The sequence below is a fragment of the Mucilaginibacter sp. 3215 genome (assembly GCF_050433785.1).
Classification (GTDB): Bacteria; Bacteroidota; Bacteroidia; order Sphingobacteriales; family Sphingobacteriaceae; genus Mucilaginibacter.
Genome location: NZ_JBNPWO010000011.1, coordinates 144,862 through 159,003, shown reverse-complemented (window position 1 = coordinate 159,003; position 14,142 = coordinate 144,862). Strand labels below are relative to the sequence as shown.

Below are 14,142 nucleotides of genomic sequence, written 5' to 3'. Positions count from 1 at the left end.
AACCCTATGACCCTCTTTAACTCCGTATTTACCTGGTTCATGAAAAAGCGTATCCACCAGATAGAGCTTTTTATGAAGTACCCTAATGAAGTGCAGGAAGAATGGTTTGAGCAACTTGTATCGGTTGCTGAAAACACGGAGTGGGGCAAAAAACACCATTATAAAAGTATCGAAAATCTGGGCCAGTTTAAGGAGCGCGTCCCCATACAAAATTACGATACATTAAAGCCTTACATTGAGCGGATGCTTAAAGGCGAAAAAAATGTGCTGTGGCCTTCAGAGATCCGCTGGTTTGCCAAATCATCAGGCACTACCAGTGACAGGAGCAAATTTATCCCGGTAAGCGAAGAAGCGTTGGAAGAATGCCACTTTAAAGGTGGTAAGGACCTCCTTACCATTTATTTCAATAATCAGCCTAACGCCCGTATGTTTACGGGGAAGATCCTGACGCTTGGGGGCAGTCACCAGATCAGTCAGTTAAGTCCGGATACTTCCTTTGGAGATCTTTCGGCGGTGATCATGAAAAACCTGCCCATGTGGGCCGAGTTTCACCGTACACCGCATTTAGACATCGCCCTGCTCGAAAACTTTGAGGAAAAAATTGAGAAGATAGCCCATGCTACCAAGGATGTTAATGTTACCAGTATCAGCGGCGTACCCACCTGGAACCTGGTGCTGTTTAAACGTATCCTGGAGATCACCGGCAAAAATAACCTGCTTGAAATTTGGCCCAATCTGGAAATGTATTTCCATGGCGCGGTGAATTTTACACCTTACCGCGAGCAGTTTAAAAAGCTGATCCCTCACGAGGATATGTATTACCTCGAAAATTATAACGCTTCCGAAGGCTTCTTTGGCATACAAGATACCAAGGAGCCCGGCGATATGCTGCTGATGCTTGATTACGGTGTTTTTTACGAGTTTTTACCGATCGAAAACCTTCACGATGAAAACCCTGAAACGCTTACTCTTGATGAGGTGGAACTGAACAAAAACTATGCGCTCATTATATCAACCAATGCAGGCCTGTGGCGCTACATGATAGGGGATACCATTAAGTTTTCATCGCTTTCGCCATTCAGGATCCAGATCACGGGTCGTACCAAACATTTTATCAATGCCTTTGGCGAGGAGGTGATCATTGACAATGCCGAACGTGCATTGGACGAGGCCTGCTCGCAGACCGGCGCCATTATCAGGGAATACACCGCAGCTCCCGTGTATTTTAACGGCAATGAATGCGGTGCCCATGAGTGGATTATTGAATTTGAAAAGAAACCGGCCGAGTTTGAGCGTTTTGTTGACCTGTTGGATGAAACCCTGCGCCGCATCAACTCCGACTATGACGCCAAACGTTTTAAAGACCTTGCCCTTCGCCGCCCGATAGTTCGTCGCGCACCTGATGGTACTTTCTTTAACTGGATGAGGGAAAAGGGAAAATTAGGCGGTCAGCATAAGGTGCCGCGGTTAGCTAATGACCGGGAATATGTCGATGCTATTTTGAAAATGATGGAAGGGGCTTTTCAGAACCAGGACTTTAAGAATTAAGAAGCAAGAAAATATAAAGTTGTTATAGTGAGTAGCAGGCCGGAGGCCTGGGGATATTTACCACTCGGCTTGAGCCGAGCGGTGGCGGGAAAATAGAAATAAAATAAATAAATAAACAAACACGCTGACGCTCGGCTCCAGCCGAGTGTCGATTATCAAGCGGCCTCTCGCCGCCGAAGCAAAATCGAAGCCTAAGCCAAAGAATGTCGGAATTTAGAAAAGCCAATACAGATCGCCCGTTTTTTGTAACCCTCACGGTAGTTGGCTGGATAGATGTTTTCACCCGGTCTGAATATTGCGAAGATTTTTTAAATAACCTGGAATTTTGCAGAAAAAACAAGGGTTTAAAGGTGTATGCTTATTGTATAATGAGTAGCCATATTCATCTGATTGTTGAATCTGAGGAAGCAAAGCTGCCTCAAATTATCAGAGACTTGAAAAGTTATACCGCTAAGCGGATTATAGCGATGATAATTGATAGTCAAACAGAAAGCAGAAAAGAATGGCTGCTTTATATGTTCCGGTATTTTGCAAACAGCACTCAGCAAAACAGCGAGTATCAATTTTGGCAAAAGACCACTCATCCTACCGAATTAATAACCGCAAAAGTATTTGATCAAAAGGTAGATTATATTCACAATAACCCTGTTGAAGGGATGATTGTAAATGACCCAACAGCGTATGTGTATAGTAGTGCTAATCCGGATTCAGTTTTTAAAGTTGATGAGTAACCTTTAGGCTACGGCGGCCGGGAGGCCGCTTGATAGTTTGGCACTCGGCTGGAGCCGAGCGCCGGCATATTTTTGTTTTTTATTCACCCTCGCTGACGCTCGGCCCCAGCCGAGTGTCGACTATTTTACGGCCTGCCGGCCGCCGAAGCTCAAATCTGGTAAGCCTCCCAAATCTTCACCGCCTCCACGGCCTCTTTCACATCATGTACCCTCAAAATATTGGTACCTTTCGTCAATGCAATAGTATTTAAAGCTGTAGTACCATTCAACGCCTCTTCCGCCGTATTCCCCAATAAACCGTAGATCATCCTTTTACGGGAGATGCCAGTAAGCACCGGTAAACCCAACATATTAAATTCATTCATCCGGCTCATCAATTCATAGCTATGCTCAGCTTTTTTGGCAAAGCCGAAGCCCGGGTCGAGGATCACGTCATGTACGCCAAGGCGTTTTAATTCGCTGTATTTCGAGATAAAATAATCAAACACCTCACCAAATACATCATCATACTCTGCCAGTTGGTTCATGGTTTGCGGGGTGCCTTTCATATGCATCAAAATATATGGCACCTGCAGGCGGGCAACAATAGCAAACATGTCACCATCAAGCATGCCGCCTGATATATCATTGATAATATGTGCGCCGCCCCTTATAGCCGCTTCGGCAACACCGGCGCGGAAAGTATCCGTCGATATAATAGCTTCCGGGAATTGGGCAGCAATAGCTTCAACAACAGGCAATAACCTGTCCGTTTCTTCCTGAACCGAAATATCAACCGCTCCGGGGCGTGATGAATACGCGCCAATGTCTAAAAACGTTGCACCATCGGTCAGCATTTTTTCTGCTTGTTTTAAGGCTTCATCAACGCCGGGTTTGCGGCTGTCGGCAAAAAACGAATCGGGTGTAATATTGATAATGCCCATCACTTTTGGCGATGAAAGATCAATCAATCGGCCCCCGGCATTAAGTGTAACTTTTTTACGGAAAAATGTATATTTAGTCACGGTTAGTTAAGTGTTGCAAAGTTATAATACGGCAAAGTTAACTAACTTTACAGGCGCAGGCTTCAAAACCTTCCAACATTTAAGCTTTACAACGTTACAACAAACAAAACATAGCATCTTTTGACTAATACAGCAGCAGAATACGAAGGCGTAATTAATATATGTAAAGGCCTTTTCATGAAAAAGACCCGCGACTACGGCACCGCATGGCGTATCCTCCGTCCGCAATCCATTACCGATCAGATTTTTATCAAGGCCCAGCGCATCCGCACTTTAGAAGAGAAGAAAATTTCAAAAGTGGGGGATGATATCACCGGCGAATACATCGGCATTGTTAACTATTGTGTGATAGCCATGATGCAGTTGGAATGCGGCCCCGAAATGTCGACCGAGCTTAACCCTGATCATGTGAGCCAGATGTTTGACGAGAAGGTGAATGAAACCAAAGAACTGATGTTTGCCAAAAATCATGATTACGGCGAAGCATGGCGCGATATGCGCATCAGTTCATTGACAGATCTGATACTGATGAAACTGCTCCGCGTAAAACAGATAGAAGATAATCAAGGCCTTACAGAAGCTTCAGAAGGTGTAAAAGCCAACTACCAGGATATGCTGAACTATGCCGTTTTCGCGCTGATCAAGCTTAATATACATCTGGGCAAATAAAGCTTATGAAAAATACATCATCAAATAGCGCTGTAATATGGATCCCACGCTTATTGGTGGGCTTGTTGTTTATATTTTCGGGAGCGATCAAAGCCAATGATCCGCTGGGCTTTTCGTATAAGCTGGTGGAGTATTTCGAGGTTTTTCATATGACTTTCCTCAATGGGCTTGCGCTTACGATGGCTATTGTATTATGCGCGCTTGAAATGTTGCTGGGTTTCGCCTTGCTCATTGGTGCCCGCGCTGTTAAGGTTGCCTGGGGATTGCTATTGCTGATCATCTTTTTTGGCTTTTTAACTTTTTACTCGGCCTTTTTTAAAGTGGTGCAAACCTGCGGCTGCTTTGGCGATGCCATTCCCTTAACACCATGGCAGTCCTTCAGTAAGGATATGGTTTTGCTTGCTTTGGTGCTGGTATTGTTTGTAAAGCGCAAAGAAATTAAGCCGTTATTTAGCGCGAAGGTTGGCGATAAGTGGCTGATCTGCGCTGCCGTAGTTTCGGTTGGCTTCGGCGTATACACCTACAACTTTTCGCCCGTCATTGATTTTTTGCCATACAAAATAGGTGCTAACCTACCCGATGAAATGAAGATCCCGCCCGGTGCACCTCTTGACGAGTTTGAACTTACCTATCACCTCAAAAACAAAAAGACTGGCGCTACCAAGGTGATGAACGATAAGGAATACCTTAAAAGCGATATCTGGAAGGACGCCAGTTGGGAAGTTGTTGGTGACCCGGAAAACCGCCTGGTAAAAAAGGGATATGAGCCTAAAATTCGTGACCTGGCTATTCAGGATGAACAGCGGAACGATTATACCAAAGAATTACTTTCGAGCCCTTTTTATAGCCTGTTCATCGTAGCCTATGATTTGAGCGAAACAGATAAAGATGCGATCAATCGCTTAAACGCATTGGCCATTAATTTGACTGATAATTATAATATCCGTACCGTACTGCTCACCTCAAATTCCGCAGCCGATGCCAAAGCGTTTGCCAAAGAGCATAAACTGATCAGTGAGATCTTTTATGCAGACGGTGTTCCGCTGAAATCAATGGTGCGTTCCAATCCGGGCGTTTTGTTAATTAAGAATGGCACCGTTATTAATAAGTGGCATTATCATTTGGTGCCTAAATACGAAGACATAGTAAAGGAATACTTGCAGAAATAACCAAATGATCCCCTACCTGCTCCGCAAATTAATGTACGGGCTGGCAGTAATGCTGGGGGTAGTGTTTGTTGTTTTTTTCCTGTTCAATATTTTACCTGTCGACCCTGCCCGCATGACCCAGGGGCAGCGTGCCGACGTACAATCGCTTCAGGCCGTACGCAAAGAGTTTGGGCTGGATAAACCAGTCCCGGTGCAATTCGCCTATTATCTGAATGATCTTTCCCCATTAGGTATCCATCTTAATACGGCTGACGAGCAACAGCGCTACGGCTATGTAAAACTATTCCCGGTGAGCAAAAGTAAAGTACTTGCACTGAAATGGCCTTACCTGAGACGTTCGTACCAAACCCGTAAGGATGTAGCCTCATTGCTGATGGAAGTGATCCCGAATACGTTGGTGCTTGCAGTTGTGGCCATGATCTTCGCCATTATTATCGGTGTTTTTTTGGGCGTGGCAAGCGCGGTTAATAAAGATACCTGGATTGATAAACTGGCTATTAGTTTTTCAACACTGGGCATTTCTGCCCCTTCTTTTTTTGCCGGGATTATCATTGCCTGGATCTTTGGTTTTGTGCTAAGTAATTACACGCATTTAAATATGTCGGGCAGCTTATATAGCTATGATCCTTTTAAAGGGGAGGTGATTACGCTGAAAAATCTGGTACTGCCGGTAATTACTTTGGGTTTGCGTCCATTGGCTATTATTGTGCAGCTTACCCGCAATGCGATGCTTGATGTTTTGGGGCAGGATTACATCCGAACTGCCAAAGCGAAAGGATTAAATAACCGGACGATTATTTACCGTCATGCACTTAAAAATGCCATGAACCCGGTAATTACCGCCATTGCCAACTGGTTTGCGTCGCTTTTGGCAGGTTCGTTTTTTGTGGAATACATTTTTGGTTATAACGGATTAGGCAAAGCTACTGTTGATGCTTTGGAAATGTCGGATTTTCCGGTGGTGATGGGCTCTATATTGTTTATCGCGTTTATATTTGTAGTGATCAGTATCCTGGTGGATGTTATTTATGTTTGGATTGATCCGCGGGTAAAATTAAGCTGAAGAAATTTTTATGAAATATTTTATTGTAGGCTTTATGGGGTGTGGCAAAACAACCTGGAGCCGCAAACTGGCCGCCAAATGGGGCTATGAATTTATTGATCTTGACCATGTGCTCGAAGCCAAAGCAGGCATGAGCATAGCCGAATATTTTTCATCTTTTGGCGAAGATGCATTCCGTAAACTGGAATCGCAGGTATTGAAAAAAACTGAATATGCCGAAAATACGGTGGTATCAACCGGTGGAGGATTGCCTTGTTTTTTTGATAACATGGATTGGATGAATGCCAACGGTAAAACCCTCTACATAAAACTATCTCCCAAAACCCTGGCCGACAGGTTGGAGAGCAGCAAAACCATTCGTCCGGTATTGCAAGGGAAAAAAGGCGATGAACTGATTGGATTTATAACCGGCAAACTGGCCGAACGCGAAGGCTTTTATCTGCAGGCAAGCAACATCGTTGAAGGAATAGATATGTCGGTTGAGAAGCTGGAAGAGGCGCTGGGGTATAATTAACCTCTACGGTGTCCGTGCGAGGCACGAAGCAATCGCATGCTATACAGGGCGGATCTGCTTATGTGCGATTGCCACGCTATCGCTCGCAATGGCATGAATTTTATATATCTGTATCTTACCTCAAATAAACCGCATCCTCTTCGCCATCTTCTTCATCAAGCACTACATCAACATGCTCTTTGATAACGGTTGAAAGGGCTACACCAGCAAAGTCTGTTGTGATGGGGAAGCTTTTATGATTACGGTCAACCAATACCGCGGTACGAAGTTTCTTGAGCGGAACATCTAAAAACACACCGAAGCCATAAGCAAGGGTTTTACCGCTGTTTAGTACGTCATCAACCAGTATCACCACTTTATTGCTGCATTCCTCAACCTCAAAATCAATATTGGCGCTCAGGCTGCTGCTTTGTTTTTCGAGCTCGATGGTGATGATACGACTTTTGAAAGGCGCAATACCGTCAAGTATGGTTTTCAGGCGTTCGGCAATGTGGTTACCGCGTGGCAGAATACCGGCTATCAGTATTTCATTCTCGTCAAAATTATCCTCCAGTATCTGGTAGGCCATCCTGTCGAGCTTTTGCTGGATCTGTTGCTTGTTTAGTATGAGAAGCTTTTTTTCAGGCATTTTTATCAGCATTATTTATTGCTCTTTTTAAAGGAGCTTTTATGCGGAAGCAGGATTCAACTAAAATAGTCCATTCCATATTGCGTCTTCGGGAGAAGGGGCCGCACGTCTCAAATTTATATAAATAAAACTTACTTAGCGTAAGGGAAAAACACAAAGTTTGCGCCTTCGGGAACCACTACAAATACGCACATAAATTGGTACGGATCTTTGTAGCTGTTAATAAAGCGTTCTTTCAGTACAGGCTTTATAACGTCTCGTTCTACAAATTCTTCCAATGTAGAAGCATGAATGCTCCATTCCGAGTTTAAATCATGACGATCAAGGATTAATTCGCCTAAACTAAGTTCGTGCTGGTGAGCTATAAAAATGGGGTAAGAAGAAAGACCCTCGTTCATGATCTCTTCCGATACCTCTTTAATTGATTCGTTAAAATATTTTAGGTCGCGCTCCAAACTTATCAGCGGACTATCGGCCGCCGGTTTGTTGCGTTCATTTCCTTCGTTAAGCAGTTCTTCAGGGTTCATGACCGTTGATTTTTTTGATTACGCTGATTTCGTTGATTTTTTTAGGGGATTACACCGGTTTTTTTGATTAAGATTCTATTATCAGCAAGCCGATAACTATGAACCATCAATCATGAACTATACGCTTCTCAAAACAAGCAACACCACATTCTCCACGTGCTGGGTATGCGGAAACATATCTACCGGCTGAATTTTTACCGTGTTGTATTTCTCTTTTAATACCAGCAAATCGCGGGCCTGGGTGGCGGCATTGCAGCTTACGTAAACAATTTTAGGGGCTTCAATCTCCATTAAGCGGACTACCACATCCGGGTGCATGCCTGCACGCGGTGGATCGGTAATGATCACATCCGGCTTGCCATGCTCTGCTACGAAATCGGCTACCAATACATCCTTCATATCACCGGCATAAAACTTGGTGTTGGTGATATTGTTAATGGCCGAATTTACCTTAGCATCTTCAATAGCAGTTGGTACATACTCAACGCCAACAACTTCACGCACATGCCCGGCAACAAAGTTAGCAATAGTGCCGGCACCGGTATAAAGATCATATACCAGCTCATCGCCTTTAAAACCGGCAAAATCCCGGGTTATTTCATACAGGCGAAGTGCCTGGATGGAGTTGGTTTGGTAAAAAGATTTTGGCCCGATGCGGAACTTGATGCCATTCATTTCCTCGTGAATGTAATCCGGGCCTTTAAAGGCTATAACATCCTGGTCAAATATGGTATCATTTTTTTTCTGGTTTACGATGTAGAGTAAGGAAGTGATCTCCGGGAAACGGGTATCAATATGGCTCATCAGGCCATTAATCTCGCTTTGTTCTGCGTAAGCAAAAACTACAATCACCATGATCTCGCCGGTTGATGAGGTGCGTACAACCAAATTGCGGAGCATACCGCTGTGATTCCGCAGGTCGTAATAGGTATAACCCTGTTGAATGGTAAAATCACGGATCTCGTTGCGCAGGTTATTTGATGGTTCGGCTTGCAGGTAACAATGGTTTACATCCAATATTTTATCAAACCTGCCGGGGATATGAAAACCCAGTGCATTCATATTCAGGGTGCCATCTTCTTTGTTTTCGCCGTCGTAAAGCCAGCGTTTGTTTGAGAAGGTAAATTCAAGCTTGTTGCGGTAATACCTGTCGGCAGGTGAAGGCACAATAGGCATAATGCCGTCAACGTTGATCTTAGCTAAGCGGCTTAAAGCATCTACTATCGATTTTTGTTTGAATTTAAGCTGAGCCTCATAGGTCATGTGCTGCCATTTGCAGCCACCACAGGTGCCAAAGTGCTCACAGAAAGGAGTGGTGCGGTATTCAGAAGCTTGTTTTAATTCGGTGATCTTACCTTCGCCGAAGTTTTTCTTACTCCGGTACACTTGTACATCGGCAATGTCGCCGGGTACGGCTTTATCTACGAAAAGAACAAAATCATCTGCCTTGCCTACACCTTTGCCTTCTTCGGCAATATCAATGATATGTACGTTCTCAAAAAACTTTGGTTTGTTAGCTTTACTCATCAGGCTGCAAAGTTAACCCTATTTATTTAATCCTGAAAATGGGAGAGGAGCGGCAAAAGAGAGCCTGTCGCCTTTAAAAGACGTTACGATACTAAAACAAGCTTTTTAAACAAATAAGCTTAGCAAATATTTAACCATATCAGTGGTATCGATATCTTCTATCTCAAATTGCTCATCAATCAGGTCGGAAAGTTCTGTTAGTTCGCGGCTCATAAAACAAAAAATTACTATGCTAACATAGTAATTTTTAAACTAAAAACCAAATCGGTATAAGGTTTAATTACCAATCAGTAAAGATTTTTGAAAACTTTGCTGATTGGTATATGCAATGCTTAATTTTTATCCCAATTTATCTTGCGCGAAAAGTACATCAACACGGCTATAATGATAAACAGCGCGATACTGCCAACCATTAAAGCAAGATCTTCCAGTTGAATGATGACAAAAATAAACGCATAAAACACCGCTAAAATAAAGGCGAACAGTAACGCCGCCTTCCCGTTTTTTAGCAGGGATGATATAAATACGGATATCAGTGCTATTGTTGATACAGATGCAATAATATAAGCCATGTTGTAGCCAACCTGCTCAGAAAACGACAGCAGCAACGTATAGTAAATAACCATCGCCGCGCCAATCAATATGTAGTTGAACAGATGTATCGGTTGTTTGCGGATAACCTCGGTTAAAAAGAGGGATATAAAGGTGAGCAGGATAATGAATATCGCATACTTGCTGGTACGCATGGTTTTCTGGTACTGATCAACCGGGAGGCGAAGCTTTACACCAAAAGTGGCCTCTTCCAGTTTTTTGTCGTTATCTAAGGTTTTTTGCTGACCGGTCCACTGTTGCGGGAATGGCCGGTTGTAATACATCATACGCCAGCCGGCGCTAAAGCCGCCGGTATCAACTTTAGAATCATCGGGGAGGAAATTGCCATCAAAGCTCGGGCTGCTCCAGTTGCCATTTACCCGCACATCGGTAGTTTTACCAAGTTGTAAAAAGCTTAATCCTTCACTGCCTTTCAGATCAAGCGTGTAATCAAATGGAATTTCGTTATTGTTTATTGCTGAAAGGTCAACACCGGCTTGCAAACCATTGCCAAATACGGATTCAAATGAAGGTTCGGCGCCAAGTATGGGTTGAGTTGTTTTTATAACCGGGTTGCTTTTCAAACCTTTTAGGTCGCTCACACTAAATTCAAACCTGGCTTTGTTTAAAAGGAGCTGATTTATATTTATACCGAGTGAGGAGAGATCAAGCCTGGCAAAATTACCACTTACTTTTACCTGCGTATTGTATACCGCCACGTCAAAAATGCCCCGGTGCCTAAGCTGTGTTGTGAGGCCTGCCTTAATGTGAAGGTTGTCGGGCAAAATGTACAGGTTTTCTATAAGCGTCTGCTTAGCGGTATCGGTCATATTTATTCCTTTTTTATAGGGGATAACCAATATCGGGCCTTTGATGATCTGGCTGGCCGACCAGCTATCTGATACCTCTTTGGCCGTTTCACCCTGTCTGACCGCACGTTCGGTTACCAGGTTTTGGACGAAGGCTGATGGAATTAAGAGTAAAAGCGCCAACAGGCCGATAAAGATCAATTTAAATGTTGCCGACTCTTTGAGCCAGCTTAATGTTGTTTGTTTGGGTGATTGTTCCTCTATCATGATTGTTTAGATATAAAGCACTTTGTATTTCAAAGTTTATAATTAAAAAGAAAGGGCTCTTTGTTAAGCCCAAGACAAATATAATATAAAGTACTTTGTATTTCAAAGTAAATAATAGAAATTTTTACTCAAATAGTTAAAAACTGTTTAAAGGGCGGTCAGATAGCTATCAAATAAATTCATTGCCGTTGACTTTAGTCGACGGAATTATTGCCGAAAGACAGAAGGCTTTAGCCGAAATACAGCTTGGATTTGGGCTGAAGCCCGGCTATTTACTTCTTTAATCCGTTGACTAAAGTCAACGGCAATAAGTAGTCTTTCTTTAGGTAGTTTTTAATTGAAAGGTATTCTTACACCGAAACCGCAGCCTTAACCAGATAAGGCAAAATCTCTTTCTGGAAAGAAACAAAATTTTTCCGTACATCCGAATCACTTACCGAGGTAAAGGCGAAACTGAACACGATGCTTTTGCTGCACTTGATCAGGAAGCGTAAGCGTTGCTGGTAGGTTTCGTGCTTGCGGATACCTGGCAGCTGGATAAACGATGCCATGAGCAGTTCCTCAAGTTCGTTAGAGAGGTTCTTTAAAAAATCCTGGGAGTTGGTTGACTCACGGATAAAATCCCAGCCGATAAACTCATTACAAACGGTGTAGGAGAGGCGGCAGGTTTTCATGATGAGGTTATTGAGATAAACCTCTTCATCAATATCATTCCAATTGCTTTGTACGAGGTCGTCAACACTGGCTTTGATGTAGTCCATCAGCAGCACGTGTAATACGGCCTCTTTGCTATCGAAGTATTTATAGATAGTTGCCTTGGCAATTTTTGCCTTTTTGGCAATCTCATTAACACTGGTTTTATGGTACCCGAATTTGCGGAAAAGTTCCTGTGCTGCCCGCTTAATGCTGTCTTTTATTTTATCGGCTTCCATTAATTAGTTACTTGAATTTCAAACTGGGTAACCGCTACCCTATAGGTTCTTAATGCCTTTGTGGCCGGAGCTTTTACCGGTGTGCCGTCTTCCAGGCTAAACTTTGAACCGCTGCAGGGATCGGTCACTGTAAAGCCTGTATTGTCTATAGTTACTGCGCACTTTTTTTCAGGCTGATAGCTGCTACACCGGTCGTAGGCCGCATAAGTGCCATTCACTTTACGGTAAATGATCAATCCGGACACACCATAACCGTTAATGGCCACCGCGCCGCCCACAACGTTAAGGGGGCTCAATGCCGGTGTGCCCAACGCGGCCTGGAAATTAACAGGTACGCTCGGTACATTATCGGTTGCTTTTCCGCACGAAAAGCAACCGATAACTACCAATAGTATTATAGTGAGTTTCCTCATAAAATTTCAGTTTGGAACTGTTTCAGAAAACGTACGTCATTCTCTGAGAACAGGCGCAGGTCGCGGATTACATATTTTAGATTGGCAATACGCTCCATACCCATACCAAAGGCAAAGCCTGTATATTTTTTACTGTCGATACCGCAGTTTTCCAAAACGTTAGGGTCAACCATGCCGCAGCCTAAAATTTCTACCCAGCCACTGTGCTTACACATGTTACAGCCTGCGCCGCCGCAAATGGTACATGAAATATCCATTTCGGCCGATGGCTCGGTGAACGGGAAGTATGACGGACGGAAACGTACCCTTGTACCTTCGCCATAAAGCTCCTGTACAAAGTGGTAAAGGGTTTGTTTCAGATCAGAGAAAGATACATTCTCATCAACATATAAACCTTCAACCTGGTGGAAAAAGCAATGTGCCCGGGCCGAAATAGCCTCGTTACGGTAAACCCTGCCCGGCATAATTGCACGGAACGGTGGTTTGCCGGCTTCCATCATCCGTACCTGTACCGATGAGGTGTGGGTACGCAGCGCAATATCATCTTTACCATTATTCTTTTTAATAAAGAAGGTATCCTGCATGTCACGTGCCGGGTGTTCATCAGGGAAGTTCAGGGCCGAGAAGTTATGCCAGTCGTCTTCAATTTCCGGACCTTCGGCAACAACGAAACCTAAGCGCTTAAAAATGTCGATGATCTCGTTACGCACCAACGACAGCGGATGGCGTGAGCCAACAGCGAAACCATCGCCGGGTAAGGTAAGGTCAAGATCGTTGCCCTTGCTCTGAACGCTTGAGCCAATGTTTTCCTTCAGATCGTTATACTTAGCCTCGGCCAGTTGTTTAAACTCGTTAAGTACCTTGCCAAAGGTGCGTTTCTCTTCCGGACTAACGCTTTTAAACTGCTCAAAAAGGTCTTTAATAATACCCTTGGTGCCTAAAAATTTAATCCGGAACGCTTCCAGTTCGTCGGCATTGGCCGGCGAAAAAGCATTGATCTCGGCGGTATATTGGTCTATCTGAGCTTGCATTATAATGTATTTAAAAATTGTTCGGCTGTTAAAACCGGTATTGTTGAGTTTTTATAGTCTTTTATATTTCGGGTGATGATTAGATCTACACCCGCATTTTTGGCGGCAAAATATTGAACGGCATCTTCAAAATCTTTAAAGTCTGAAGCTATCGCATCATTTATAGTTGAGGCGTCTTCGCCTAACACCCGTAACTGTTTCGATAGTAATTTTATAGCTTCGATTGCGGTTTCCGCTCCTAAGTGTTTCTTTGTAAAGTAGTGAACATTAATGAGCGTATGTACCGCTGTGCAAAAATTATATCCGCTATCTATGGGTAACGATAGAATTTGTGCAGATGCGCTATAAAAGGTCGGCCTATTTAAAATAACGTCAAGCAATACATCTGAATCAATAAAGGCCAATTTCATAAGCCGTATTTTTCATCAAGATGTTTATGGTACTCTGCTTTGGCGTCAAAATCAGGAATCGGCGTTTTTGAAAATGTTAGTTTTTTAACCCAATCCGCTATTTCTACAGTTTTTACGTTTGTCTTAGGCTCTTCAATAGCAGTAGCGCTGGATGTAACCCTTTTTAAATAACGTTCAATTAACCTGGACAGATTGGTATGCGTTTCATCGGCATAAAGTTCTGCCTGTTTTAAAACCTCCGGCTCAATATCTAAAATTAACTTTGCCATAACTTTCAATCGTCAATACGCAAAAATACGACAATTTACC

The 14,142-nt window shown here is 43.4% G+C and carries 16 protein-coding genes; 6 read left to right on the top strand and 10 right to left on the bottom strand.

All coding sequences use genetic code 11. From position 1 onward, the window contains the following. Positions 1-6: 6 nt before the first annotated feature. Positions 7-1,548: a GH3 auxin-responsive promoter family protein gene (locus ABIC84_RS18235; protein ID WP_426581734.1), complete on the top strand. Its 1,542-nt coding sequence runs from the start codon at positions 7-9 to the stop codon at positions 1,546-1,548. A gap of 203 nt (positions 1,549-1,751) precedes the next feature. Beyond that, on the top strand, positions 1,752-2,279 hold the full coding sequence (locus ABIC84_RS18230) for an REP-associated tyrosine transposase (RefSeq protein ID WP_429264451.1): 528 nt from the start codon (positions 1,752-1,754) through the stop codon (positions 2,277-2,279). 149 nt (positions 2,280-2,428) lie between these two features. Here ABIC84_RS18230 and folP read toward each other — a convergent pair whose 3' ends face one another. Continuing rightward, positions 2,429-3,283, bottom strand: coding sequence for a dihydropteroate synthase (folP, locus tag ABIC84_RS18225; protein ID WP_429264450.1), 855 nt, complete (start codon positions 3,281-3,283; stop codon positions 2,429-2,431). A 177-nt stretch (positions 3,284-3,460) separates the two neighbouring features. On the opposite strand from folP, the gene ABIC84_RS18220 reads away from it, so the two are divergent. Genes ABIC84_RS18220 through ABIC84_RS18205 form a run of 4 tightly spaced genes read left to right on the top strand, consistent with a single transcriptional unit; the run spans position 3,461 to position 6,698 of the window. Then, positions 3,461-3,952, top strand: a complete 492-nt coding sequence (locus ABIC84_RS18220) for a DUF1599 domain-containing protein (RefSeq protein WP_090534301.1) — start codon at positions 3,461-3,463, stop codon at positions 3,950-3,952. Positions 3,953-3,957: 5 nt separating this feature from the next. Continuing rightward, the gene (locus ABIC84_RS18215; protein ID WP_429264449.1) at positions 3,958-5,121 is read left to right on the top strand and encodes a BT_3928 family protein; all 1,164 of its coding nucleotides are present in this window, start codon (positions 3,958-3,960) and stop codon (positions 5,119-5,121) included. Between the two features lie 4 nt (positions 5,122-5,125). Continuing rightward, the gene (locus tag ABIC84_RS18210; protein ID WP_426581725.1) at positions 5,126-6,184 is read left to right on the top strand and encodes an ABC transporter permease; all 1,059 of its coding nucleotides are present in this window, start codon (positions 5,126-5,128) and stop codon (positions 6,182-6,184) included. A gap of 10 nt (positions 6,185-6,194) precedes the next feature. Further along, positions 6,195-6,698, top strand: coding sequence for a shikimate kinase (locus tag ABIC84_RS18205; RefSeq protein ID WP_429264448.1), 504 nt, complete (start codon positions 6,195-6,197; stop codon positions 6,696-6,698). A gap of 115 nt (positions 6,699-6,813) precedes the next feature. Here the strand turns inward: ABIC84_RS18205 and ABIC84_RS18200 are convergent, their stop codons facing one another. From ABIC84_RS18200 to ABIC84_RS18160, 9 genes are all read right to left on the bottom strand, one after another. After that, on the bottom strand, positions 6,814-7,326 hold the full coding sequence (locus ABIC84_RS18200) for a phosphoribosyltransferase family protein (RefSeq protein WP_091172302.1): 513 nt from the start codon (positions 7,324-7,326) through the stop codon (positions 6,814-6,816). 131 nt (positions 7,327-7,457) lie between these two features. Further along, positions 7,458-7,853: a hypothetical protein gene (locus ABIC84_RS18195; RefSeq protein WP_091172158.1), complete on the bottom strand. Its 396-nt coding sequence runs from the start codon at positions 7,851-7,853 to the stop codon at positions 7,458-7,460. Between the two features lie 117 nt (positions 7,854-7,970). Further along, positions 7,971-9,380 (bottom strand): 23S rRNA (uracil(1939)-C(5))-methyltransferase RlmD, encoded by a 1,410-nt coding sequence (gene rlmD, locus ABIC84_RS18190; RefSeq protein ID WP_429264447.1) that lies wholly within the window; start codon positions 9,378-9,380, stop codon positions 7,971-7,973. 332 nt (positions 9,381-9,712) lie between these two features. Further along, positions 9,713-11,047, bottom strand: a complete 1,335-nt coding sequence (gene creD / locus ABIC84_RS18185) for a cell envelope integrity protein CreD (RefSeq protein WP_429264446.1) — start codon at positions 11,045-11,047, stop codon at positions 9,713-9,715. A 350-nt stretch (positions 11,048-11,397) separates the two neighbouring features. Further along, positions 11,398-11,979, bottom strand: a complete 582-nt coding sequence (locus ABIC84_RS18180) for a TetR/AcrR family transcriptional regulator (RefSeq protein WP_090534155.1) — start codon at positions 11,977-11,979, stop codon at positions 11,398-11,400. Further along, entirely contained in the window at positions 11,979-12,392 is a 414-nt protein-coding gene (locus ABIC84_RS18175) for a Rieske (2Fe-2S) protein (RefSeq protein ID WP_429264445.1), read from the bottom strand. The genes ABIC84_RS18180 and ABIC84_RS18175 overlap by 1 nt, the downstream gene beginning before the upstream one ends. Further along, positions 12,389-13,423 (bottom strand): phenylalanine--tRNA ligase subunit alpha, encoded by a 1,035-nt coding sequence (gene pheS, locus ABIC84_RS18170; RefSeq protein ID WP_426581715.1) that lies wholly within the window; start codon positions 13,421-13,423, stop codon positions 12,389-12,391. The genes ABIC84_RS18175 and pheS overlap by 4 nt, the downstream gene beginning before the upstream one ends. Next, entirely contained in the window at positions 13,423-13,833 is a 411-nt protein-coding gene (locus ABIC84_RS18165) for a type II toxin-antitoxin system VapC family toxin (RefSeq protein WP_426581713.1), read from the bottom strand. The genes pheS and ABIC84_RS18165 overlap by 1 nt, the downstream gene beginning before the upstream one ends. Further along, on the bottom strand, positions 13,830-14,102 hold the full coding sequence (locus ABIC84_RS18160; protein ID WP_426581711.1) for a DUF6364 family protein: 273 nt from the start codon (positions 14,100-14,102) through the stop codon (positions 13,830-13,832). Before ABIC84_RS18160 ends, ABIC84_RS18165 begins: the two co-directional genes overlap by 4 nt. Positions 14,103-14,142: the final 40 nt, after the last annotated feature.

Coding starts and splice junctions, on each gene's coding strand:
- rlmD (WP_429264447.1), bottom strand. CDS start 9,380: ATGAGTAAAGCTAACAAACCAAAGTTTTTTGAGAACGTACATATCATT.
- ABIC84_RS18215 (WP_429264449.1), top strand. CDS start 3,958: ATGAAAAATACATCATCAAATAGCGCTGTAATATGGATCCCACGCTTA.
- ABIC84_RS18205 (WP_429264448.1), top strand. CDS start 6,195: ATGAAATATTTTATTGTAGGCTTTATGGGGTGTGGCAAAACAACCTGG.
- ABIC84_RS18175 (WP_429264445.1), bottom strand. CDS start 12,392: ATGAGGAAACTCACTATAATACTATTGGTAGTTATCGGTTGCTTTTCG.
- ABIC84_RS18200 (WP_091172302.1), bottom strand. CDS start 7,326: ATGCCTGAAAAAAAGCTTCTCATACTAAACAAGCAACAGATCCAGCAA.
- ABIC84_RS18230 (WP_429264451.1), top strand. CDS start 1,752: ATGTCGGAATTTAGAAAAGCCAATACAGATCGCCCGTTTTTTGTAACC.
- ABIC84_RS18180 (WP_090534155.1), bottom strand. CDS start 11,979: ATGGAAGCCGATAAAATAAAAGACAGCATTAAGCGGGCAGCACAGGAA.
- ABIC84_RS18195 (WP_091172158.1), bottom strand. CDS start 7,853: ATGAACCCTGAAGAACTGCTTAACGAAGGAAATGAACGCAACAAACCG.
- ABIC84_RS18235 (WP_426581734.1), top strand. CDS start 7: ATGACCCTCTTTAACTCCGTATTTACCTGGTTCATGAAAAAGCGTATC.
- ABIC84_RS18160 (WP_426581711.1), bottom strand. CDS start 14,102: ATGGCAAAGTTAATTTTAGATATTGAGCCGGAGGTTTTAAAACAGGCA.
- creD (WP_429264446.1), bottom strand. CDS start 11,047: ATGATAGAGGAACAATCACCCAAACAAACAACATTAAGCTGGCTCAAA.
- pheS (WP_426581715.1), bottom strand. CDS start 13,423: ATGCAAGCTCAGATAGACCAATATACCGCCGAGATCAATGCTTTTTCG.
- ABIC84_RS18210 (WP_426581725.1), top strand. CDS start 5,126: ATGATCCCCTACCTGCTCCGCAAATTAATGTACGGGCTGGCAGTAATG.
- ABIC84_RS18165 (WP_426581713.1), bottom strand. CDS start 13,833: ATGAAATTGGCCTTTATTGATTCAGATGTATTGCTTGACGTTATTTTA.
- ABIC84_RS18220 (WP_090534301.1), top strand. CDS start 3,461: ATGAAAAAGACCCGCGACTACGGCACCGCATGGCGTATCCTCCGTCCG.